Origin of the sequence: Pseudorhodobacter sp. W20_MBD10_FR17, assembly GCF_052119765.1 — a bacterium.
GTDB lineage: Bacteria > Pseudomonadota > Alphaproteobacteria > Rhodobacterales > Rhodobacteraceae > Pseudorhodobacter.
In genome coordinates, this window is record NZ_JBGQOQ010000036.1 from 1 (window position 1) to 25127 (window position 25127).

At 54.9% G+C, this 25127-nt stretch carries 16 protein-coding genes and 1 pseudogene; 13 read left to right on the plus strand and 4 right to left on the minus strand.

Annotation, left to right across the window (positions count from 1 at the left end; genetic code table 11):
* A partial coding sequence (locus tag ACEN2J_RS17605; RefSeq protein WP_442107580.1) for a hypothetical protein occupies positions 1-421 on the plus strand: 421 nt, incomplete at its 5' end.
* A 497-nt stretch (positions 422-918) separates the two neighbouring features.
* Positions 919-1302 (plus strand): annotated as a pseudogene (locus ACEN2J_RS17610) (ParB/Srx family N-terminal domain-containing protein); the annotation flags it as partial.
* A gap of 31 nt (positions 1303-1333) precedes the next feature.
* Here ACEN2J_RS17610 and ACEN2J_RS17615 read toward each other — a convergent pair.
* Both ACEN2J_RS17615 and ACEN2J_RS17620 read right to left on the minus strand, forming a co-directional pair.
* On the minus strand, positions 1334-9778 hold the full coding sequence (locus ACEN2J_RS17615; RefSeq protein WP_442107582.1) for a GH36-type glycosyl hydrolase domain-containing protein: 8445 nt from the start codon (positions 9776-9778) through the stop codon (positions 1334-1336).
* Entirely contained in the window at positions 9778-10788 is a 1011-nt protein-coding gene (locus tag ACEN2J_RS17620) for a universal stress protein (RefSeq protein ID WP_442107584.1), read from the minus strand. The genes ACEN2J_RS17615 and ACEN2J_RS17620 overlap by 1 nt, the downstream gene beginning before the upstream one ends.
* Before the next feature lie 341 nt (positions 10789-11129).
* Here ACEN2J_RS17620 and ACEN2J_RS17625 point away from each other — a divergent pair, with 341 nt between their 5' ends.
* Entirely contained in the window at positions 11130-12494 is a 1365-nt protein-coding gene (locus ACEN2J_RS17625) for a class I SAM-dependent methyltransferase (protein ID WP_442107586.1), read from the plus strand.
* The gene (locus ACEN2J_RS17630) at positions 12466-12993 is read left to right on the plus strand and encodes a universal stress protein (RefSeq protein WP_442107588.1); all 528 of its coding nucleotides are present in this window, start codon (positions 12466-12468) and stop codon (positions 12991-12993) included. The genes ACEN2J_RS17625 and ACEN2J_RS17630 overlap by 29 nt, the downstream gene beginning before the upstream one ends.
* Positions 12994-13031: 38 nt before the next feature.
* Here the strand turns inward: ACEN2J_RS17630 and ACEN2J_RS17635 are convergent, their stop codons facing one another.
* On the minus strand, positions 13032-13298 hold the full coding sequence (locus ACEN2J_RS17635) for a hypothetical protein (RefSeq protein ID WP_442107590.1): 267 nt from the start codon (positions 13296-13298) through the stop codon (positions 13032-13034).
* 377 nt (positions 13299-13675) lie between these two features.
* Between ACEN2J_RS17635 and ACEN2J_RS17640 the strand changes: the two genes are divergently transcribed.
* From ACEN2J_RS17640 to polX, 9 genes are all read left to right on the plus strand, one after another.
* Positions 13676-16333 (plus strand): erythromycin esterase family protein, encoded by a 2658-nt coding sequence (locus ACEN2J_RS17640; RefSeq protein ID WP_442107592.1) that lies wholly within the window; start codon positions 13676-13678, stop codon positions 16331-16333.
* Positions 16334-16764: 431 nt separating this feature from the next.
* A complete protein-coding gene (locus ACEN2J_RS17645; RefSeq protein WP_442107595.1) occupies positions 16765-17208 on the plus strand; it encodes an Hsp20/alpha crystallin family protein in 444 nt (147 codons plus the stop codon).
* 24 nt (positions 17209-17232) lie between these two features.
* A complete protein-coding gene (locus tag ACEN2J_RS17650; RefSeq protein ID WP_442107597.1) occupies positions 17233-17634 on the plus strand; it encodes an Hsp20/alpha crystallin family protein in 402 nt (133 codons plus the stop codon).
* 43 nt (positions 17635-17677) lie between these two features.
* Positions 17678-18187, plus strand: coding sequence for an Hsp20/alpha crystallin family protein (locus tag ACEN2J_RS17655; RefSeq protein ID WP_442107599.1), 510 nt, complete (start codon positions 17678-17680; stop codon positions 18185-18187).
* Positions 18188-18242: 55 nt separating this feature from the next.
* Positions 18243-19658, plus strand: coding sequence for a DegQ family serine endoprotease (locus tag ACEN2J_RS17660; RefSeq protein ID WP_442107601.1), 1416 nt, complete (start codon positions 18243-18245; stop codon positions 19656-19658).
* Positions 19659-19686: 28 nt separating this feature from the next.
* Positions 19687-20235, plus strand: a complete 549-nt coding sequence (locus ACEN2J_RS17665) for a nucleotide exchange factor GrpE (protein WP_442107603.1) — start codon at positions 19687-19689, stop codon at positions 20233-20235.
* A gap of 176 nt (positions 20236-20411) precedes the next feature.
* Positions 20412-20723 (plus strand): hypothetical protein, encoded by a 312-nt coding sequence (locus ACEN2J_RS17670; RefSeq protein WP_442107605.1) that lies wholly within the window; start codon positions 20412-20414, stop codon positions 20721-20723.
* Between the two features lie 23 nt (positions 20724-20746).
* Positions 20747-22753, plus strand: coding sequence for an NAD-dependent DNA ligase LigA (gene ligA, locus ACEN2J_RS17675; RefSeq protein WP_442107607.1), 2007 nt, complete (start codon positions 20747-20749; stop codon positions 22751-22753).
* Between the two features lie 3 nt (positions 22754-22756).
* Positions 22757-24478 carry a DNA polymerase/3'-5' exonuclease PolX gene (polX, locus tag ACEN2J_RS17680; RefSeq protein ID WP_442107609.1) on the plus strand — a complete coding sequence of 574 codons (1722 nt, stop codon included), beginning with the start codon at positions 22757-22759 and terminating at the stop codon, positions 24476-24478.
* A gap of 180 nt (positions 24479-24658) precedes the next feature.
* On the opposite strand, the gene ACEN2J_RS17685 is transcribed toward polX, so the two are convergent.
* Positions 24659-24841 (minus strand): hypothetical protein, encoded by a 183-nt coding sequence (locus ACEN2J_RS17685; protein WP_442107611.1) that lies wholly within the window; start codon positions 24839-24841, stop codon positions 24659-24661.
* Positions 24842-25127: the final 286 nt, after the last annotated feature.

A 25127-nucleotide genomic window follows, 5' to 3' on the forward strand; every position in this document is an offset into this window, starting at 1 on the left:
GCTGTCTCGCAACAACAAATCAACCAGATACGCCGCCAACCTTCAAACCGCCCAAACACCAGATTCAGTCATAGCTCTCGCGCTTGAGCTCGTCTGTGAATTTAGCTCCGGACATATCGTCGCCCTTGCTTCCAAAATTACCAATCAAGGCGTCTACAAATCTAGGGGTGCCAGAAAATCTAAGGGTGCCGGTCTAGATTACGTGGTCACACCACAAAGGGCTAACGGCGTAAACCTTCCCGATCCAGCTCAACCAAATGTGCTGGATCGGCCTCAGAGTATCAAAGCCTCAATACATAAGGGGCTATTCAACTTCTGGACCTCAAGAATGCTGCACTTTGAAAGAATGGCCGCTTTGGGGACGCTGCACCTCAGGATTAGAACCCATCGCGAAGGTCCGCTCAGGGCCGCTCTTGACTAAGTCCGATAGGACAAACATGCCCCCCTTGGCATGGTTCCTCCCCGACCGCGAATGTATGCGGGGGGGCGCAGCGCGGCATTTCGCTAGCGACTGGATTCTTCACCGGGGAATCCACGTGGAATCCACTTCATCACCTCCAAGAAATAAAACCACAAGATAACAGAGAGTTGCATGGCACCCGACGTGCTTCAGGGTGGATTCTTGACAAAAACCCTAAAATCCACCACGGGAAAGCAAGGCAGCCAGTTTCGGAAGCCATTCAATCCAGATGGAAGCCCCCCCTTTTGGACAACCCTTGTTCTACTTCAGAGTTCCTGTTGACAGGTCTGCCCACCTTGACTCATACATTGATCATCGAAAAATAGCGCCCGCAGGTTTTCCGTCGTGGGCCCTTTCGTTTTTTATTCCTTACGTCTGACCGCCCTGTCATCACGCAGACCCTGCCCGGTCCTTCGTGATCGCACGCGTCGGCCTGCCCCAACACATGAGAACCGCCCATGGACCTGGTCTTTGCACCGAGCCAGATTGAAACTTGGCCGATTGACCAGCTGCGGCCCTATGCCCGCAATGCCAAGATCCACGGCACCGACCAGGTTGCGAAGATTGCGGCCAGCATGGCGAAGTTCGGCTGGACCGTGCCTTGCATGGTAGTCGACGATGGAGAGTTGATCGCCGGGCATGGCCGGGTGCTGGCGGCGGCAATGCTGGGCTTGAAGCACGTGCCGGTGATCCGGCTCAGCCACTTGAACGAGGCCGAACCCCGGGCCTATCGCATCGCCGAGAATAAGTTGACCGAACTGGGCGAGTGGGACGAGGCCATGCTGCGCGACAAGATCGCGGGGCTACCGGCCGAGGATTTCGACCTGTCGCTACTCGGGATCAACTGACATCAAAATTTAGCGGAATTAGCGTTCATGCCAAAGGCGGTTTCAAGGTCAAAATCACATGCCTTGTCTTGCCTTTGCCGGGAAACGACACAGCAGGGTGCGCTGAAACCTTGCCATCCACAGTTATTGAGGCTCGGCCGCGCCCGAGGTGATTGGGATCCTGAATGGTTATTTCGAGGATACCACTTTCACCCTGCAAAACAACCGAGGCACAGCCCCATGCCGATGGCAGGCAAGGCTCCAGCCGAACCGCACCGTTTTCAGGCTTAACCCCCAAAATACCGCCAACGCCAAGCTGCAGCATCCAGCCCGCAGCCCCAGTGTACCATGACCAACCACCCTGCCCTGTTTGCGCGCCCACGCCAGACACGTCACCCGCCAACACATACGGTTCCCGACGGTATAGCTCGGCGGCTTTCGTGCTGGAGGTACGGCCTATGGGGTTGATGATATCAAAAACCTGATAGGCAAGATCACCATCTTTGACCGCGACATAGGCCGCGCCCAACCAAGTTGCTGCATGGGTATATTGGCCGCCGTTTTCGCGAATGCCCGGCGGATATGCGTGAATGTACCCAGGGTCACGGTTCGTCTTGTCAAAGGGCGGCGCAAGAAGTCGAATGAGGCGCGCCTTTTCATCAACAAGTTCTGAACCCGCCGATTTCAAAGCGGTGCGCGCACGGTCATCCACTGGCAACCCAGATAGGACCGACCACGCCTGCGCAATCAGATCGATCCGGCATTCGTCATTCTGGGCGGCGCCCCATGGCAACCCGTCATCGTCGAATGCGCGCAGATACCAGCTCCCGTCCCACGCGTGTTTCTGCAACGCGCCGACTAGAGTTTCGGTATGGGCCTGCCAACGCATTGCGTCATCGGGGCGCCCGGCCCGCCGGATCAAGGGAGCACAAATGCCGACTGTAGCAATCTGGAACCAGGCAAGCCAAACACTTTCGCCCAACCCTTCATTGCCAACACGGTCCATGCCGTCATTCCAATCCCCGCCACCTATCAGCGGAAGACCGTGTGACCCTGTCGCCATCATCAGGTCCAGCGCACGGACACAATGGTCGAGCAAAGTTCCCGTTTCGCCAATATCAAAAAGCGCATAGCGGTCATGTTCTTCAGGTCGCAACTCTGGGGCCTTTAGAAAAGGGACCTCCACATCAAAGATTGCCGTATCGCCAGTCGCCTCTACATAGCGCCCAGTAACATATGCCAACCAAAGGTAGTCATCAGAACATCGGGTGCGCACCCCCCGGCCTTCTGGCGGGTGCCACCAATGCAGGACATCGCCTTGCTCAAACTGATAGTGAGCTGCGCGAAGGATGTGTTCGCGCGCGCGTGCCGGATCACTGAGCAGCAAACCCAAAACATCCTGTAACTGGTCACGGAAACCAAACGCGCCTCCGGCCTGATAATATCCCGCGCGCGCCATGATGCGCGACGACATATTCTGATAGGGCAACCATTTATTGATCATCAGATCAAACGCAGGATCAGGGGTTTTGACCTGAACCGCCCCCAATCTTTTGTTCCACGCCAATTGCAGCGCCTCAAATGCACGATCTACCTGCCCAACATCTTTCCATTTTTCGACAACCTGTTGTAAAAGCGCGAGATCCCCAACTTCGCCCAATACAAAGACAACCTCGGCCTGTTCGCCTGGTGGGATGTGCAAATGCACCTGATACGCCGCACACGCGTCACCGCCTTTGGGAAAGTGCCCGCCCAAATCCCAACGCCTCAGCCCATTCGGGTCGAACACATCGCCCTCATGGCCAAGAAAATCGTGCCGGTCGCCAGTAACACTGTGCGGGTCCAGTGACGCCGTCAGGAATGCCGCACGCGATGCAAATTCGGTATTCCAAAGGTTGCGGCCGACGATGGCCTTAACCGCCGCATCATAATGGCTAACAACATGCGGGCGGGAAACGCTGCCAAGCGCGCCAAGCAGCCATTCTGCGTAATATGTAGCTGTTATTTGGCGCGCCTGCCCCGACCGATTAGTTAGGCGCAGCTTGACGAGCTTTACCGCCTCTTCAACCGAAACAAAGCATAAGAGCTCTTGCTCCAATCCATGACTGTTCTTGCTCCACCGCGTGAATCCCATGCCATGCCGGATCTGACAATCAGACTGTTGCCCCAGCGGCTGCGGCGTTGTTGTCCAGACATCGCCGTCAGCTTCATCTCGCATATACAAAATTTCGCCCGGCAAATCCGCGACAGGATCGTTTGACCAAGGCGTAATCCGGTGCTCGCCGCTGTTGACCGCCCAAGTCATACCAAGACCAGCTTCGCTGACAAGACAGCCAAAATCGTTATTCGCAAGAATATTGGACCAAGGCGCTGGCGTGTGCATGCCCGGCGCAAGATGGATAAGATAATCACCGGTTTCAGGATCAAATCCGCCAAATCCATTGTCGAATTGTAGGTTGTCCGGCTCAGCGATGGGAGGCACTTGATTGTAACGCAAGGATGGTTCGGGCATGAATGGCGGTGCTTGGTCTGCTGCTTCCATGGCCTTGTCCAGCATCTCTCTCAACGTCTTTTTCTCGTCGTGAAGCACGACATGAGCCGCTGCCTCTAACCCGCACCGCAAAGAGGCCGCCATTTGATCGCCTGCAAGCAGGTGGATACCGCCCCGCATGCCCAACAGGCCGGTCGTATGGGTATCGCTGACCACAGACAGCACTTTTTCGCGCAAAGGCTCTTCGTAACTGGTTGCCGCGTCGCGCAGAATAACCAGATCGACCTTCAAACCAGACTGGCGCCACAAGCGGTGACCGCGCACTAAAATATCAAGCAGTGTAGAGCTTTCGTGATCTGAAAGCACAAGCAGAAGGATGGGATAATCCCCTGAAACGCCGAAACGCCAGAGGTCTGGTTGGCCATTCCACCCGCTAGTGTCTGTCGGAGCTGCCGTGCGGAAGGTCTGGTGAGCATGTACCAAAAAGGATGACAACACCTGCAGTTCTGGCAAATGCTCCGGCGCGATCCCAAGCCGCTGCACCGTTCGTCCGGTTTCAGATAATGCGTCCCGAAAGACGTGATCTATCGTTCCGATCGGATAACGTTGAGCCACCTTCAAACCTTCGCTGCGCGATGAGCTGGCAATGGTCAGGAAAACAAGCTGTTTTGTCTCCATGGGTTTCAACTGTACACGCACCTGAAGTGACATCATGGAATCGAGTGTCCAACCCGAGCCTTTGCCAAGGCCATTTTGCAGTCCGTCAGGTGACCGCGCGCTTTGATTTCGTCCTACAAAGCTGTGACGGTCCGTTTCCCATGCGGCAACCACAATATCTGGGTCGGCAGCCACCAACTTTTGTAACAAAACGGGAGGGCGGGTTTCAGGGCGGCGTGGCCTGCGTCTGAACACCAATGTCTGTTCGTCGGGCAGATAGCTACTGTGAACAAAAAGCTTGCTGAAGGCTTGATGCCGTTCATCGTCCAGCGCGGGGGCCAAAACAACCTCGGAATAGGTCGTTACGTCAATTGTGCGCTCGGCATCACTCTCGTTCACAAGGGTCACACGACGAACTTCCACGTCATCATAAGGCGCGACGGTGATATCCATGCGCGCAACGATGCCATCGTGACGGTGCAAAAACTCAACCATGTGTTGGTGAAAGACACACTTGGTATCGGCACCTGGGAGACTTGCAGGCGCTGAACCCAGTGACCATAGATCATCACGTTCGACATCCTTAAGATAAACCCACATCCCATGGCTCGTACGGGTGGAATCAGGCCGCCATCGCGTTAAAGCTGTGTCTTTCAAGCTCAAACCACCGCCCCCGCTCTGCGTTATCAAAGACGACATGCGGCCATTCCCGAGCAGATGAACTGGCGGCACAACCAAATCCGGTGATGGAACCCACGGCGCAAGCGCGGGTGGTTGATGCAAGTCAGAAGGGTGATCCCAGACCTCATCCGCGCGGCCGGTCTCTAGCGGCACATCCCACGGCACACGCTCTTGCAACAAAAGATCCATAGCCCGGATTGGCTTTTCCCTCAGGAAGCGGCGAACCATTATATCGCCATGAAGGGCATTGGCGATGGACGTTTGAACCATACCTTGATGATGCGCCATGAACGTCGTGACAGCAACAAAGTCGCGATCCGGCCCCTTCCGGTCGGGCGTGAAATCCAGCGCTTCGATAAAACCGTATCTGGTCAGCGCGCCAAGCTGTGCAAGCGCGCCAAGGTTTTCGGCTGCCGCTTCTGGCCAACCACAAAGCGCCAGCGCCGAGCCATAAGGTGCCACAACAAGGTCCTCGGTCAACCCCCTGCGTATCCCGAGACCAGGTACGCCAAAGGCACGGTATTGATAGGTGCCCCGCGTATCGGTTGTGGCAAACGCGGATTCCGATATGCCCCACGGCACACCCCGTTCGCGGCAATATGTGCGCTGGAAATCAACAGCCGTCAGCTCGCTTTCCCCCAACAAAGTATCGCGGTAACTCGGCAAAAAAAGCGGCGGCATCAGGTATTCAAACATCGACCCGTTCCACGATAGGATCGACGGTTTGCCCTGAAGCCGCGTGATCGGGCGACTAAAGGCAAACCAGTGTTCTATGGGCGCGTCATGCTTGGCGATAGCAAAATAGCTGGCCAGACGGGCCTCTGTCGCCAAAAGATCATAGTGGCTGGTGTCCATTTTTCCGAGGCTTTGATTGTAGCCGATCCAGAACAACCGCACCGAGGAATCATAAAGAAACGCAAAATCCATGCCGAAGGCCAACTGATCCGCCTTGTCAGCAATGTTGCGAAGGGCATCGCGCAACGCTGTTTGCTGTTCGAATCCCATCTGCACTGACTGCCGCAACGCATCCAGCCATGTCAGTGTAGCAATACACGCATCAGGATAATCCGCGTGCCATACCTTAAAAGTTTCATCGAATGCCTCTACCGAAACCGCTTCGTCAATCGGAGCAACCTTTTCATACAATTGAGAAACGATTTCATGGGCTTCCACAGCAACACTGTCCGGACAATCGGCGATCACGCGCAGCCAAGGCATGAACGTGTCGATGTCGCGCGCAATTGCATGCAAATCATGTTCGAACCGTTCCAGCCATGCTGTAATGTCCGATGACAGTTCTTCTGAAAGGTTCGGCGTTTTTTCAATTGTATCCAAGACTTGTGCTTCAAGTGCTCGCCAATGCGTACCGCCAAGCATGGCAAGGCAGTTTTTCCATTGCAGCGGTGACATAGCAGCTTGCGCAATCGCGTCACGAATGGCGCGCTCGGTCTGATCCAAAGCTGAAAAGTCTTGCCCAGACACCTCGCGAAGCGCCTCTGACAACAGATCTAGCGTTGTCTCAAGGCTCTGGACATTCGCAACACCGATTGCCGGGCGTCCGATCAGTTCAAGGCATCCCTGCTTCAAAGTGATCAGTGACACCGCCAGATTGCCGCTATCAACGGCCGAAACATATCGCGGCTCCAGTGGTTCCAGCGTCCGGGTGTCATACCAATTCAGAATGTGACCGCGATAGACGGTCATTCGGGCAAGCGTCTCAAAAGTATTCCGAGCCCTTACCACAAGATCACCTGTCGTGATGAATCCCATATCACGCGCTGCCAGTGTCGAAACAAGAAACATGCCGATATTGGTTGGCGATGTGCGGTGTGCGATCTCTTCATTTTCGCCATACTGGTAATTGTCGGGTGGTAACCAGTTGTCATCTGGTCCCACGAAGGTCTCAAAAAAATACCATGTGCGCCGCGCCGCAAGGGTCAGGAATTTGCGCTGCAGTTCGGTCAAAGATTGCGCGCGAAAATATCGTGGACGCGCGCTCCACACAGATAACTCTGGCGCGATCAGCCAAAGTACAAGAATCGGAACAGCCGTCCAGAACCCCTGAAGATCGAAGAGCGCCAGATGCGCCGCCATCAGTACAGCGAGCGCTGAAGAGGGCCACATCAATTGCCACGATTGGTGACGGAGATTCCCGAGCGCTAATTTGGTCGACGCATGTGCCGCCGAAGTCCATTCAAGCCGGTTCTGACCGCTGATATAGACCCGCCAAAGCGTCCGGAAAATTGCATCCAGCGCGATCAATGTGTCGCTGACGAGGAACACGATAGAAAAAAACCAGCGCCCGCCTGTGGCCCTGATCTGGTGGATTGCATTGCCCAGTGCGCCGCGCCGAATGCCTCCGGTTGCAATGGCAAACACTTCGCCGATTAAATAACTACCGGGTGCCGCAAGCGCAAGCGCTGTCCAGACCAACGCACTGCCCGGCAAAAGCAACCACCCACCTAGAAAAAACAGCAACAGCGCAGGCGGCATAAGACTGCGCCGCAAATTATCCACCATCTTCCAGCGATCCAGCGCTGACAGGGTTGTCGGTTTGGTCCGCCCATCCACGGCGGGCACCGTGCGACCAAGCCACGGAACAAGCTGCCAGTCACCTCGCATCCAACGATGCTGACGCAAAGCGAATTCTGGATAGGTCGCGGGTAGATCTTCATAAAGGACCAGATTGCTGACCAATGCGGCCCGCCCGTGAAGGCCCTCGAACAGATCGTGGCTTAGGATATGATTGTCCGGGATGCGGCCCGACATGCTTTGATGCAGGGCTGCTATATCGTAGATGCCCTTGCCAACGTAGATACCCGTGCCAAACAGATCTTGATATACATCAGACACGGCCCGACTATAGATATCTATGGCCGTATCCCCACCATAAAGATGTGTGAAGTGCGTGCCTTTGCCCAGCTTGGGCAAAATCTCGATCCGCGGCTGCAAGATGGCATGACCGGAAACGACCCGACCGCTTTCGTGGTCAATGATCGCCTTGTTCAGCGGATGCGCCAAAATTCCAACAAGGCGCACCGCAGATGCTGGCGGTAGCCGTGTGTCTGCATCCAGCGTGATTGCATACCGGATGCCACGCAGCGTTTCGACGGGTCCCGCCACCACATCGAATGCATTACTAATCTGGCCCAGAACGAAGCGGTTGAAGTCTTCAATTTTGCCACGCTTGCGTTCCCAAGCCATCCAGCAGCCTTCAGCCGGGTTGTGCCTGCGACGTCGATGCAACAGCATAAACGGCGGGCCACCATCCGACAGATAGCGGCTGTTAAGGTCGTCAATCCGGTTTTGCAGTGCTGCCTCGATCTGGGTGTCATCCGGCAACGTTTCTGCCTGCGCATCGGACAGATCCGAAAGCACCACAAATCGAAACGCCGGGTCAGGGTTCGCAATACGCAGTATTTCGATCTTTTCCGCGATTACGTCCACCTCTGCGCGGGACCCGATTATAACGGGGATCACGACGGCGGTCGCAAATTCCTGCGGAATTGCCTTCGAGAAATCCATCTCGGGCAACACCTCAGGCCGACCAAAGCGCATGATGATCCAGTGACCCAACCAGACGCTCGGGATCGTTGCTGGCAGAAAAGTAAGGCCGAGGCCAAAAACCCATTGCCCCAATGTGGCATCGTGAAGCCACAAATAAATGACGGACACACACGTCGCCGCAATTACCAGAAAGATCAGACCCGCAGCATAAAGTGCGCCCTTGTGTCGCACCAAACGGCGCTGAAATGCCAAAAGCCACGAAACCCGGCAATTCAAAGCAGTCTCGAGCACCGTCGATCCGTCATGGATCAGCCAATATCCAACGTGGTAGCCGCTGGTGTTTGGATCTTGATTTTGGGACAAAGCGACCGCCTTGCGGGTCACTTCGGATTCCGAACTGTCACAACGCCAAGCCAATTCTTCGATCACGCGGCGATATTGGTTGCGGGTCTCAAATGTCATAGCGGCATAAATACCGGCGGGGTCTTTTACCAATTCCGCTTCAATACAACTGACATCGTCAACAAAGTCCGACCATTTGATGGCATCAATCGCGATCAGATTGGTTATTGTTTTTGCAATGTGATCGACAGGCCGCGCATCTGTTGCAGCAAATGTGTCCGAGCTCGGCTTGACTGGCACCATCAGCTTTGGGTCCATCACGCCAACGGCATGAATGAAACGCTCAAGGCACGCCAGTCGAAGCATGGATGGCAACGCCCATAGCTCGGCATTGGTAAGTTCCACCGATTGCTGATATTTTCCTACAAAATCAACTAAAGTCGTCAGCGTGATCTGAGGATCCAGATCATCAAATACAGCCTGCGCCACGGCAAAAATACGCAGGCTCCCGGCACCTTGCGGCCCTTCAAGCGCCGGAAGCCTGTCGTAGAATTTCCGGGGTAGATCCTCACTAAGGCGTCGCAAGGCACGGATGATCTGGTAATCATTATCTAAAATCCAATTGGCCGCACGCTCTTGAGAGGCAGGCGCGGCGGCACAATAGATGCGGACGTCCTCGAACCAGTCATTCAAAGTCGGCAAGACACGGTAGATATCAAGCAAGGCAGGCTGCCCGGCCACATCCGCGTGGCGCGACGCAGCGGCATACGGCCCTGTTCTTGTGTCGCTTGATTGTCCGCCCGGTTCGCTCATCAGTCAGTGCCAACGGGCAGCCGGATTCCAGTCGGCACCACTTTACCAAAGGAGTGGTTTTTGTCGCGACCATTCCGATAGCGCAACAGAAGTACCGGAACATCCGCCTTATCCAGAATAAATCGCGCCACGTCCCCGGTCGGCACGTCATTGTGCCCGCTTTGCCCATGTGTCGCCATGACCACAAAATCGACGGCTTCTTGCGATACAATTTTAATCAGCGCGCGCCGCGCATCGCCGTCGCTGGAAAGTCTGACAGCAATTTTCAGACCGTTTTGCTCCAGCTTTTTTCTGATCTGGGCAAGATAGGTTTTGCCGGCCTGTTCATTCCTTTTTTTGACGAGGACGTGCAGGCGTTCAGCCTCTTGATCCTTTGCCCCAAACGCCGTCAGCCCGGGGTCAGGGGCAACATAGCATAGCATCAGTTCAGCAGATTCTGCCCTTGCCAAGAATATGGCTTTTGGTAAAGCTGCCTCCGCACGGGACGAGCCGTCCAACGGCACAAGGATCCGACGATATGGCGTGTTCGGCTCAATAATCGCATCATCCGGGATCATCAGAACGGCGGCGCTTTTTGACATAAGCACTCCCCACGCTGTCTCGCTAGAATGCCAGCCCATATCACTACGGGACCGCGGAGAAGCCGCAATATCCCCTTGCCGATGCTCCATAAAAGCCTTGATCTGACCGATGCATTGGCCCTCAAGCAGTTCAATGCTGCAGGGATGTGCGGCGTCTTTGGCCTTCTTTGTCAAAAGTTCCAGCCGGTTCACAGTCTGTTGCTTCTTGATGCTCCAATCCACCGGATCAATCGGACCACTCAAGTTGGTGGGCTTACACAACACCTGCACCACGACTACCTTCCCGTGAAAAGCACTGGCCACTTTTTGCGCATGGTGGATAGCCGCTTGGGCCACCGGTCCATTATCAATGAAAAAAAGAACGTCGGATCGCTCTAGGCTCAGGCCTGATTTTGAGGGTTGGTCCTCATGTGATGCTTTTGTCGTCATCCGTGCAATCCTTCAAAAGTGTTCTTCGGTAATCACTGCGGTTTTCGATCGAAAAATAAGGAAAATCTTTTGCGCCAACCTTCAGAAGAACACTGAAAAGGCAGCTACTATTTCAAATGAGTAAACCGCACTCTGACACGCTAGGTGCGAACGGCCTTCATCAATTGATATAAATCAAACTGTTTCCGAATTCATCCGCCAGACTTGGCAGACGAGCGGCAGCATTTCGGCATTTCCGCTTCAATTCGATGTCTTTAGGGCAAGAGTCTGATCGTGATGCACGGCTAGTAACACCACCACAGTCAGATTGCCCTCAGTGAAACTCGGAAAAGTGTGCTCTGATGAAACTTTCAAAATACGCACTCGACAGAATGCTTGGGTCAATGTTTCACGACGGGGTCCTGCGTGTAATGATGCCAGATGGTGACCTTTTCGAATATGGAAACCAGACCGGACATCCGGTGACCGTGCGATTGCACACTGCTGCCACGATCAGACATTTGGCTCTCAACCCTGAACTGGCGTTGGGTGAAGCTTATATGAACGGGTCGCTGACCATTGACGGGGATGATCTGCAAGGATTTTTGGCAATGATCGTTCGCAATGTTCACCACGCCGCAGGAAATCGGGTCTGGTGGCAAAAGCCACTACTTAGATCACGCGCCGCCCTTCGGTGGTTGGCGCAAAACAACGGCATAGAAAGCGCACGTGGCAACGTAGCACATCATTATGATCTTTCTGGGCGTTTGTACGAGCTCTTTCTAGACGAAGATCGTCAGTACTCGTGCGGCTATTTCAAAGACACGACCGAGACACTGGATCAGGCGCAGGCGGACAAAAAAGAACATATCGCCCGCAAACTGATGATCAAGCCGGGAATGTCCGTATTGGATATAGGATGCGGCTGGGGCGGAATGGCGCTGACCTTGGCCAAGGACTATGGTGCCCACGTTGTCGGCATCACTCTGTCGCAAGAGCAGCATGCCTATGCAACACGGCGTGCGAAACGCGAAGGTCTGGCAGACAGGGTTCATTTCCGGCTCTGTGACTACCGCGACGTAAATCAAAGCTTTGACAGGATAGTCTCTGTCGGGATGTTCGAACATGTGGGACTGCGCCACTTTGATAAGTATTTCCAGACAGTCCGCGATGGGCTTTCGCCGGATGGCATTGCGCTCATCCACACGATTGGCTGGGCTGCCCCCCCGAATGGTACGAATCCGTGGATCGCCAAATATATCTTTCCAGGTGGCTACATTCCCACCGTTTCAGAAACCATGAGCGCCGTTGAGAAAGCCCGACTGTGGGCGACGGATATCGAATGTTGGCGTCTGCACTACGCCAATACGCTGCGCCACTTGTACAACCGGTTTCATCACAATGAAGCTGAGATAGCGGCGATGTATGATCAACGCTTTGTCAGGATGTGGCGCTTTTATCTTGCCGCCAGCGAACAAACTTTTCGCAATGGCCCGCAAGCAGTGTTCCAATTTCAGGTGTCACGAAATATCAATGCCGTCCCTCTGACGCGAGACTACCTTTATAAGCAATCAGATTTAGGCGCCGCCTCGCAGGCGAACGGTTCAAGACGGTTGACGCTTGTCACCGATGATGCCGCGGCAATTCATTCAAAAGTTAAAGGCAATTCGCATCACATATCTCATAAGGAGCAAAGCAATGATCGACAAAATCCTACTGGCCGTTGATGGGTCCGAGAACGCAAAACGGGCCATCGACATCGCAGCTGAACTGGCAAGCAAACTGAACGCAGACCTGTTCATAGTGCATGTTTTGATGCACGGACGTCCGCCTGAGGAGTTCGTCCACATGGCTGAGGTCGAACATCTTGTCAAAGAAGCGCATTCAATAGTCTCACCGGGCCAAGTGTATGCGCCAGGAAGCTATCCTGAATTACTGGGAGGCGATCCGACGGACGCCAGAACCGCAAGAATCATTTCAGTTCTCGGAGAGCAGATCACCGCCAGCGCAAAAGCACGCTGCGCTAAACAAGGTGTGAAAAACATCAAAACATCTGTCCGCACAGGCGATTACGCCGAAGAAATCGTGATCGCCGCCAGGGAGTCCAAAGTCGACATGATCGTCATCGGGTCGCGAGGACTGGGCGTACTTAAAAGCACGGTTCTGGGCAGCGTGTCGCAAAAGGTGTTGCATCACGCGCATTGCAGCGTTCTGACCGTCAGGTAATTCAACCTATTCCCGCCACGGAAAGCCGCAAGATGGTGTTATTTCTCACCGTCAATTTTCCAGACCTGCCGAAGACCGGTGACAATATCTCTCGGTATATTAAAGTAACGTCCAATCTCCGGATCAGACAACCCAAGTTCTGCGAGCGTTTCAAGGCAGCGTCTCGGCGTTGGCCCTAAAACATGAATATATTTCTGCAATTCATAGATCAGCTCATCCCGCTTTGGCTGAACTCCTGACACAAGCGATCGCCCACCGGGCCCCAACTGCCACATTAAATCCGGAATAATTTTTTCGTCCATCATATAGTATGTCTCACCTCCACACATGGCAAAGTACGAACGTGATTTGACGACTAAGGAAGATTATCCTGCCTCAATTGATTCCGATCAATAGATCCGTCGAACTTTGTCCAAGCTGGCAGAGGCTTGCTGATTACAGTCGTGGGTTCGGCGACATCGCTCTTGTGGCCAACAGGTCAGCATAACTCTGGTGCGCGACAGCCAGACTTTAGCCACAAAGCCAAACTTTGCTGTAAACAATGGTTTTGGATGACCTCTGAAACAGTCATCCAAAAGGTGTGGCAGTGACGGCTCCTTAAAACGGATTAAGCCCGCAAAAAAGTTCGGGTCGATTGATTTTGCGCAATAGGCAAATGCCCAGATGCCCTAGAATCAGTCGCATGGAACACATACCTTTAATATTCATCAATCGCGCTGACGCAGGTCGGCAATTGGCCGAAGCTCTGGCGGCACTGGGACTTGACCAGCCCCTGATCTATGCCCTGCCCCGCGGCGGAGTGCCCGTAGCCGTCGAGATCGCAAAGTCGCTTCATGCGCCGCTTGACTTGCTGCTTGTACGCAAAATCGGCGCCCCGCAAAATCCGGAGGTCGCCCTTGGTGCAATTGTAGAGGGCGTAAGCAGAGAGATCGTTATCAACGAAAGTGTGAAACACCTCTCTGGTGCTGATGAGGCTTATATCTCGACTGCTGTGGCCAGCCAAAGAGCCGAGCTTGAGCGACGCAAAAAACTGTATCTCGGTGATCGGGCAAGGCTGGACCCAAGGGGTCGAACCGTTGTTGTTGTAGACGATGGGCTGGCCACTGGTGCCACAATGAAGGCGGCGTTGATTGGGCTGAAACGTAGCAATCCAAGGCGGATCATAGTTGCCCTTCCGGTCGCTCCAAGGACGGCTTTAGACGACATCTCCGATCAGGCCGATGACATCATTTACCTGAATCCAGCAACAGAATTCCGCGGCGTAGGCGGCTTTTATCGCGACTTTCATCAGTTGACGGACGACGAAACAGTGGCACTGCTTGCTCAGGTTTCAAATGGCCCGGCAAATACCGCACGCGCTGTCACAGTAGCCACCCACAAAAGGCAGGTGTCTATTCCGCCACTCGGACTTCCCGGCGATCTGACGGTTCCACCAAACCCGCGCGGTATCGTCTTGTTTGCACATGGCAGCGGATCCAGTCGACTTAGCCCGCGTAACACATATGTCGCCGAGAAACTGAACGCCGAAGGGTTTGCAACGCTTCTGTTTGATCTTTTGACTCCGCAGGAGGGGCAAGACCGCCGCAACGTTTTTGACATTCCGCTGCTTGCTGACCGCGTGGTCGAAGCCTCGATCTGGATCACCTCCGAGCCTGACCTTGAAGATTTGCCACTTGGCCTTTTCGGGGCAAGCACAGGTGCGGGAGCGGCGCTTGTCGCGGCGGCGGAACTAAAGGGTCGGGTGGCTGCTGTCGTGTCGCGTGGCGGTCGGCCCGATTTGGCTATGGCTTACCTGCCGCATGTCACTAGCCCAACGTTACTGGTCGTCGGAAGTCTGGATTTTGATGTTATCAAGCTGAACGAACAAGCCTTTGCTGCGCTGACTTGTGAAAAGGCGTTGGAAATCGTTGCGGGTGCCGGTCATTTGTTTGAAGAGTCGGGCACACTGGACATCGCCGTCGACCATGCCGCCAATTGGTTTAAGGCGCATCTCACCCAACGCCTGACGACACGTCCAAAGCCCGTACCGCCGCCAAAAACCGACACCGCCCGTTCTGTCTTGCGCGCTGCCGCAGAACCGTTGCCCCTGATCAATGATCCCAATTTTGCAAAAGCCTTTGATCGGTTCGGATCAAAGCGAGTGGTGCTTTTGGGTGAGGCGTCGCATGGCACATCGGAATTCTATCGCGCGCGAGCCGCCATCACCCGCCGCCTGATCGAAGAACACGGTTTTACAAGTGTTGCAGTCGAAGCTGATTGGCCTGATGCCGCAATGGTTGACCGCTTCATCCGGCACAAACGCCCCGAGGCAATGAAAACTCCTGCCTTTGAACGCTTTCCCACATGGATGTGGCGCAACGCCGAGTTCGAGGCTTTCACCCGTTATTTGGAGCAATATAACCAGACAAGAAAGGTTGACGACCGCGTCGCGTTCTATGGCCTCGACCTTTATAATATGAACGCGTCGATGGCGGCGGTGCTGAAGTATCTTGACCGTGTCGACGAAACGGCAGCCGAGGTGGCCCGGTCACGTTATGCCTGCCTGTCGGCATGGTCGCATGCCCCCGCAGCCTATGGGCGCGCGGCCCTGACCCGTGGGTTTTCTGAATGCGAAAAGCCGGTCACGCAAATCCTGATTGATTTGTTCAAGAAGCAATTGGACTATACTGCGCAAGATGGGGATCAATTCTTTGATGCCGCACAAAATGCACGGCTGGTGATCAATGCCGAGCGGTATTACCGCGCGATGTATTACGGCTCACAAGTGTCTTGGAATCTGCGCGACCAGCACATGTTCCAGACTCTGCGCCAAATCCTGAGCCATTCTGGACCAAACGAAAAAGTTGTGGTTTGGGCGCATAATTCCCACATCGGCGATGCGCGTTACACCGATATGGGCCGCATCCGTGGCGAGCTGAACATCGGTCAGCTTTGCCGCGATGAATACGGAGATACAGCCGCCCTTATCGGATTTGGAACAGGATCGGGCACCGTTGCTGCCGCGTCCGAGTGGAATGCCCCGATTGAGACCAAAGTCATTCGCCCCCCGCGCCCCGATAGTTACGAGGCATTGTGCCACGACGTCGATCTTGAACGCTTCCTATGGGATTTCAAAAAGGGTCAATCACCTGAGTTCCTACGGCTTTTGAGCCAGCAAAGATTACAGCGATACATTGGCGTCATTTACCGACCCGAGACTGAACGGGCGAGCCATTACAGCTATGCGACCCTGCCCGATCAATATGACGCTTTCGTTTGGTTCGACCAAACACAGGCGGTCACTGCGTTACCCACATTGACGAATACCACAGAGGACGAAACCTACCCGTTTGGCCTTTGAAAAGGGCCTACGGACCTGCCGCGTCGCGCGCACCTGCAACCCTCTCAGGACGGACGCGCATCAACTTGAGGAAGAGAAAATGAGAATTCAAAACCTTTCGCATTGGGTGCCGAAAAAATTTTCTTCGCTGTTCTTGACGGCTGAACGACTGCTTCCCACATCGTCGGGCGGAGATGTCAAAAACAGGTCTCTAGGTGGTGGAATGGCGGACGGCGCGTTCAATGCAGTCGTCCTTTTAGCTGCCATTCAGATCTGCGGCGGTGCGCGCGCACCTCCGCTTCGTCTGATCGCTCGGCATTCCAAGCCTAGCCAGAATCCAAGAGCATCTCTCTCACATTGCCCACCGATCCGGAGGTTTCGGGCTTTTCGTCTGTGCCTTTCCGGGGCTGGTTGAGCACCTGTTCCACCTCGACACAAAAAGGAGTCTTACAATGCTACAGACAGTCTTTTCTCCGCTAAACACCAGCGATCCGTTTGCCGATATGCGTCGTCTGCAAAGCGAAATGAATCGGCTTTTTACCGGGTCCAGAGCGCCTGGCCCATCTGCGAGCTATCCGCCAGTCAACTTCTGGGCCGGTCAGGATAGCATCGTTATGACGATCGAGCTTCCCGGTCTGACCGAGCAAGACATCGAGCTGACGGTCAAGGACACTATGCTTTCTATTCGCGGGACATATCCTGATTCCGAGAAAGGCGATAACATCGCCTGGCATCGCCGCGAGCGTGTGGATGGAACGTTCTTGCGCTCGGTCGAACTGCCGTTTCGGATTAATCCTGATCAGATTGAGGCACGTTTTGCAAATGGTGTTCTGACCGTCGAGATGCAGCGCCCCGAAGACGACAAACCCAAGCGCATCGCGATCAAAACAACCTGAAACCATGATTGAAAGGAGAGAGCCATGGCACAAGAACTTACCACACAAGACACGCGGGATGTGACGACATCGAACGGCGACGCAAATCGCAGGGCGATGGCGTTTACACCAGCTGTCGACATCTTTGAGCGTGATGAAACCACGGTGATCATGGCTGATATGCCGGGTGTGGCGCCGGATGATGTTGACGTAACACTGGAGCGTCAAATCCTGACACTTCGCGGCAAGGTGAAGCCGTACGCACCTGAAGGTTATCGCCTTCTATCGTCCGAATACCGGGTTGGGGATTATATCCGCGTCTTCACCCTATCGGATGAGGTCGATCAGGCAAAGATCAAGGCTGAATTCAAAAACGGGGTTCTACGGCTAGAATTGCCACGCTCGCCCGAAACCCAGCCCAAGAAAATCTCGGTCAAGGCGGCATGAACCGTCTTTCTATCTAAACTCGCAATCAAGGAAGGAGTCTAAAATGCAAATCAGCGATCTAATCCCATGGGGTCGGGACAAAGAAAAGAGTCCGGCAAGCGAAAGAGAAAACGGGGCCAATCCCCTAGTGTCACTGCAACGTGAAATCAACCACGTGTTCGAGGACTTCTGGAACAAGGTTGAAAGTGGCTGGAATGGTCGCAGCGATGTTGTGGGCATGTTCGGCCCCAGCACCGACGTCACAGAGACAGACAAAAGCGTTGATGTCTCAATCGAATTACCCGGCATGACTGAAAAAGACATCGATATTTCGCTTTCAAGCGACGCGATGACCATCCGTGGCGAAAAGAAAATCGAACACGAAGAGGAGCGCAAAGGCGTTTACATGTCCGAACGGTCCTACGGCTCATTCTATCGCACGGTGCCGCTTCCTGCGGGCGTCGACCCAGACAAAGCCGATGCAAAGTTCAAGAACGGAGTGTTGACCATAACCCTGCCCAAGACCGCAGAGGCGCAGGCCAAAGTAAAACGTATTCCCATAAAGGCCGCATAAGGCATGTGGGGCCGGGCAACCCGGCCCCATTCCTCAGGTCCCAAGGAGAAAAGCTATGCACGCTATAGTTTCTCGTCTCGGCCACGTATTGGTGGCGATTTGCATTTTTACCTTTAGCTTCACCGCACCGGTAGCATCGCAAACTGCAGATCGACCGTTATATTTAAACGACGATGGGCTGCCAACTCTGGCCCCCTTGCTGGATCGAGTAACACCGGCTGTCGTCAATATTTCGGTCGAAAGCGAACAAACAGCCGAATTGAACCCGTTGTTTAACGATCCGTTTTTTCGACGGTTCTTCGACATGCAGCCGTTTCCGCAACAACAAGAGCCACAGCAACAGCCTCGTCGGGAAATGAGCGCGGGCTCGGGTGTGATCTTTAATGCCGAGAAAGGATATGTGCTAACCAACCACCATGTCGTAGAGAACGGCGACCGGATCATCGTGACGCTCAAGGACCAGCGGCAATTTGATGCCGCGTTGATCGGCAGTGATCCCGGCACAGATATCGCTTTGCTTAAGATCGATGCCACAGATCTTACCGCGCTTGATCTGGGCGACAGCGATCGGCTGCAAGTGGGCGATTATGTATTGGCGATCGGGAACCCGTTTGGCCTTGGCCAGACCGTGACATCCGGCATCGTCAGCGCATTGGGGCGTAGCGGGCTGAACATCGAAGGCTACGAGGACTTCATTCAAACCGACGCTTCCATCAACCCCGGCAATTCCGGCGGCGCTTTGGTGACCCTTGATGGACGGCTGGTTGGCATTAACACCGCCATCATCGCGCCGTCGGGTGGCAATGTCGGGATCGGTTTTGCCGTGCCTGCAAATATGGCAAATGCCGTTGTCGATCAGCTGATCGAGTTTGGCGAGGTCCAACGTGGACAACTTGGAGTAAGGATTCAGGATTTCACACCCGACCTTGCCGAAGCCTTGGGCATTAAAGCTGGTGCAGGCGCAGTGATTACCCAAGTCGAGCCGAACAGCGCTGCCGAGGCGGCGGGATTCCAGCCCGGGGATCTGATTGTGTCAGTTGATGGTCGTTCGATTGCCGGGTCCGCCGATTTGCGCAGTCAAATCGGATTGAAGCGGCTTGGCAGAGATATCGAAATCGGCATCATCCGTGATGGCAAAACACAGACACTGACGGCCACGTTGCGCAAAGGCGCGCAGCTTGGCGCAAAAGCGGGCGAGCGAGGGCTTGGACGGCTTTCAGGGGCCGAACTGCGAGACCTCCAACCCGGCGATCGGCTCTTCGGCGATGTTGCCGGTGTCGTGATCGCCCAAGTGGATGCCGACAGCCGCGCCGCACGTTCAGGTTTGGAAGCGGGCGACATTATTGTGGCCGCCAATCGGGTGCCAGTCACATCAGTTGCAGAGTTACGCCAGCAACTTGCATCCATCGACGGAGCGCTTGCCTTAACCATCCAACGCGGATCGGCCCGCATATTTCTACTGGTCCGTTGACGCCAAGACCCCATTAGAGGAACCAACCATGGAAAAGAAAAAAGATAAGATCAATCAATCCACCGATGAGCCGACGCCAGATGAACCTGAGGTAACAACGCGGGACCCTTATGCAGAACTGGAAGTTCTAACGGACAAATGGAAGCGCGCCTTAGCTGAGGCCGAGAACGCTCGTAAGCGCGCCGATGCGGCCCGTTTTGACGGGCGAGAACATGGTGTGGCACTTGCGGTAGAGGCCCTTGCCCCTGCTTACGATGATATCTGTCTGGCGATTGAGGCCGCTCGCGCCAGTCCTGATGCCGACAATCCACTGATCGTCGCGCATCTAGAGGGCCTGAACCGAACGAAGTCGGCCTTCGCGACCGGCCTAAAGGCGCTTGGTATCAGGGAAATTGCACCAAAGGACTCCCCATTTGATCCGGTGCTTCATGAAGCCCTGCTAACGCAGGAGACTAATGACACCAAGCCAGGTGTGGTTCTTGTCCTGCATCGCCCCGGCTTCGCCCTAGGACAGCGGCTTATCCGACCGGCCCATGTGACCGTGAGCGCAAGCCCAAGCAAACAGACGAAGGACTGAACATAAAAAACGCCGCAAAGAGGATCACGTCCTTCGGAAGCTGCGCACCCTTAAACCAGTTCATTCGTGCCCTCTCTCGTCAATTTTGCCAACCGCAGTTGCGGTCAGCCTACCAAGTCCGCACGTCGACTAGCGTTCTTTGCGACCGTAGGATGGAACAGTGGATCGGGAAAGTGATGAGACCTGCCGATCAGGGCTCGCCGTTGATCAAGCGCGCGCACTGGGGCAAATCCTTGGTTGTGGAGTTGGGTCACGGTCACCTTTTGCAAAGTCCCTCCAGACGTAATCAGCTTGGGCCTACCATCTGGCTCTCTGGCACAAAAAAACTATCTCAATTTGGCTATTTTAAAACTAGTCGAGAGATTATTGAACTGGCGGTTATGATGCATGTCCGAATTCCATTGATTCCGACATTCCTGACCTGCAGCCTAGTTCCCGATCAATTTAACCTGTTGAAATCCTCAGTATCCGCCCAAAAAGACAAATAAGAATCTTCAGGAAACCTAAGAAAATGGCAAACAGGTCCGATGTCAAAAAGAGGATAACCGCCCTTCGTGGCGAAATCGCGCGGCACGACCAGCTCTATTACGTGGAGGCTGCCCCGGAGATTTCCGATAAAAAATACGACGGGCTGTTTGCCGAACTCGAACTGCTGGAGCAAGAGCGCCCGGACCTTGTGACACCGGACTCGCCTACTCAGCGGGTAGGCGTAGCGCCGCACACTGGGCTAGAAAAAGTATCACATATCGCGCCGATGCTGAGTCTAGACGCGGTACGTAACGAGGCGGATGTTGAAGGCTTCCTTGCACGCATTCGTACCGAGACGGGGGAAGATGAGGCGGTGATATGGGCCGAGCCAAAGTTCGACGGTTTGTCGGTGGAGGTCGTATACGAGAATGGCCATTTTGATCGCGCATCAACGCGCGGCGACGGGCGCACCGGTGAGGGGATCGGTCATACTTTGCGCGCAGCGCGTGCACTGCCCTTGCGGCTCCGGCATCCCAAGAAAATGCCCGACATACTGGTCGTACGTGGCGAGGCACTTTTGCTTGTTAAAAGCTTTCAGAAGCTGAACCGCGCGCGCGTTGAGCGGGGGGAAGAGCCGTTTGCCAACCCCCGCAATGCAGCCGCCGGTCTTGTTCGGCGGCTTGATCCTGCGGGAGCAGAGGCCATTCGTTTTGCCGTTACATTTTACGATGCGACAGGTTTGAGCATTCAAGATGCACCAACGCAGGAGACGCTTCTGAAACAGCTTGAGCATCAGGGCCTTCCTGTTTTTGGCGCGCGGGCACGTTGCGTGTCGATGGAAAACATCCGCGCCTTTCACAAGCGTCTCATGGAAGCACGCGACCAGCTGCCTTACGAGATCGACGGGATGGTTCTAAAGCTTGATGACCGCGCCGCGCGCGAGAATATGGGCACACGCGCACGCAGCCCGCGTTGGGCACTGGCCTGGAAATTTGAACCGAGACACGAGATAACGCGGATTGCAGACATCGCGGTGAGCGTGGGTCGGACAGGGGCCCTCACCCCCGTCGCCTTGCTTGATCCGGTCGATGTGGGCGGCGTAACCGTTGCGCGCGCGACGCTGCACAACCCAAGCGAAATCCGCCGCAAAGACCTGAGAGTAGGCGATACTGTGCGGATCGAGCGCGCGGGCGATGTAATCCCCGAGATCGTCGGACGTGTGGACACACCGGGACAAAAGCGGGGCGATGTGTTCGAAATGCCAAAGATGTGCCCCGCGTGTGGCGCGGAACTGGAAATGCGCGGACGCAAGGCACAATGCCCCGCAGGCATCGCCTGTCCCGCACAGCTTGTGGGCCGGATCGTGCATTATGCTGCCCGGGGCGCGATGGATATTGACGGTCTGGGTGAAAAGACGGCCTCGCAACTGGTCGAGCGTGGAATGGTGAAGACACTCGCCGACCTCTACGATCTCTCTGCCGAAAATTTTAAAACCCTCGAAGGCTTTGCAGCCAAATCGGCCAAGGCGCTTTTTGACGCCATTCAAAACAGAACCAAGGTTCCATTGGACCGTTTTGTTTGGGCTTTGGGCATCCGTCACGTAGGCAGCGACTCAGCTCGGCAGCTTGCGCGCGCATTTGGATCGCTCAAAGCGCTGCGTGACGCATCCGAGGATAACATCAGCGCGGTGCTCAATATCGGCCCAAAAACTGCCGCTTCCATCGTCGGTTTCTTCGCCGAAAGGCGCAACCGCGACGTTGTTGACCGGCTGCTTGCGGCCGGTATCTCCCCCCAACCGATAGAGAAGACCGGATCTACCCTCGCGGACAAGACATTCGTCCTCACCGGCGCGCTGGCAGGTTGGACGCGCGCGCAAGCAACGCAAGAAATCGAGCGACGCGGCGGGCGCGTAACCACGACCGTCAGCGATGAGACAGACTACCTTGTCGTCGGAGAAAGGCCCGGCTCGAAGCTCGAGCAAGCAAAACGGCACGGTGTCAAGACGCTCGACGAAGCCGATTTTCGGAAACTTTTAGGCCAAGGAGGTTGAGCCATGCCAGTCCACAACAGCGAGATCGCCGAGATATTCGACCATCTGGCAGACCTGCTAGAGATTAAGGGAGCGAACCCGTTTCGCGTGCGAGCCTATCGCAACGCGGCGAACACGATACGCGGAAACGGTCGAAGCATGACCGACATGGTCGACGCGGGCGAGAATCTCTCGGAATTGCCCAGCATCGGAGAGGATCTGGCCGAGAAGATCACGGAAATCGTCCGAACTGGCAAATTGCAGCTTCTCGAAGAGGTTTCCAGCAAGGTGCCGGACGCTATTGTCGAGGCTACGCGTATTCCCGGCGTTGGCCCCAAAAAAGCGCAGATGCTTTTCCAACAGCTCAGCTTCCGCACCATAGGCGATCTTAGGCAAGCCGCCGAAGAGGGTAGGATCGAGAAGATCGCAGGCTTCGGCGCCAAGACACAAGCGAAAATCCTCGACGAGCTTTCCCACAGGGCCCTCGGGACGCGCCGGTGGCGGATTGACGAAGCCGAGGATTTCGCCGGGCCGCTGCTCGATTGGGTTCGTAAAATCGAAGGTGTCAGCAAGGCAGAGATCGCGGGAAGCTACCGCCGCCGCAAGGAGACGGTGGGCGACCTCGACATTCTGGCGGCGGGCGCGCAAGGCAGAAAAATAATAGACTCCTTCACCGAATATGATGAAATTGTCAGCATTGCCTCGAAGGGCGCTACCCGTTCGACGGTTACCCTGCGTGTAGGGCTTCAGGTGGATCTGCGCGTGGTCGGAAAAGAAAGTTGGGGATCTGCACTTCACTATTTCACAGGATCAAAGGCGCACGGCATTGCCTGTCGGCGACGTGCCCAGAAGCGGGGTCTTAAGCTCAATGAATATGGCCTTTTTGACGGAACAAGGCGTATTGCAGGAGCAACGGAAGACAGCCTTTACAAAAAGATCGGATTGCCATGGATCGACCCCGTGTTGCGCGAAGCCCAGGGCGAGATAGAAGCCGCCGAGGTTAGTGCATTGCCTGCACTGATCACGCGTGACGACATCCGGGGAGACTTGCATGCACACACGAAGGCCTCGGACGGCAAAAATACTTTGCGCGAAATGGCCGAGGCCGCAATACTAAAGGACTACGAATACCTTGCGATCACTGACCACTCAAAGAGCCAGCGCGTGGCAGGAGGTTTGTCCGAGCGCGAACTCGAAGACCAGATCGAGGAAATCGCCCGCATGAACGAGTCCTTCGCAGGATTTCGTCTGCTCAGCTCATGCGAGGTCGATATTCTTGAAGATGGGTCACTCGATTTCCCCAACAAACTGTTGAGCAAACTCGACCTTGTCGTGGTGTCGATCCATTCGGGTTTCAACATGTCTGAGGCGGAGCAGACCGAACGCATTATCCGAGCGATGGACAATCCTCTGGTCAGTATCGTCGGACATCCCACCGGCCGCCTCATCGGGATGCGGCGGCCCTACCCCGTGAACATTGAGCGCCTTGTGATCGCCGCGAAAGAGCGGGGGTGCTGTCTGGAACTCAACGCCAATCCGCAGCGCCTCGACCTCAGTGACGCGCAGTGCCGAATTGCGAGGGACGCAGGGGTGATGATCGCCATTTCGACAGACGCGCATACGTGCGGCTCACTCGACAACATTCAATATGGTGTCGATCAAGCAAGGCGGGGCTGGCTTTCGGCCAAGGAGGTACTGAATACCCGCGGATGGAAAGAAGTTGCGAGTCTCCTGACACGGCACTAAGCAAGTGACTGCAATCACGCAAAAAATAGCTCTGGGATCGCTTGACAAAAAGACCCCGGCAAAAACGCGCTGAGCGCTTGAGTTGTTTGATGGCATAAGGCTCGCCGCGCTTGCCACAACAGAAACTGACGACTATCAAAACCGAGAACTTTTATTATAACTAGCCTCAGGAAAGATTGATCATACCCAGAAGATGACGATTGCGGCGATTTGGATGGCCGACATCAAAGTGTAGGCGCAGCGGTCAAGGCAGGTGTGGATGCACAGCCAACGGTCATAAACACACGGCCTCCAGTGCGAGAGCGGAAATAACGGCGATATCCGCGCCATTTGCGATTCGGGAAGCACAAACATATCGGTCATTGTGGTACCCCTTGGTGCCACAAATGAATAAGCGAGTTCCACCGACCGCAAGCAATTTAATAGATCCCAAGCCTAGAGCGCAGTCGCTCAATTACTCAGAGTTTCATCCATCAGTTAGAACCGACTCGCAGGCGCCCTTCAGCGTCGCAAGTTATTGGTAATCAAAGGTGAATATTCGGCAAATCACCAGTTGATAAAGATCAAATGCACTTGGATAAAATGTGCCAATAATTGCTACTGAGACCGCGCTGAGGCGAGATTTTGGGCATTTTCCTTGTGACCCCCG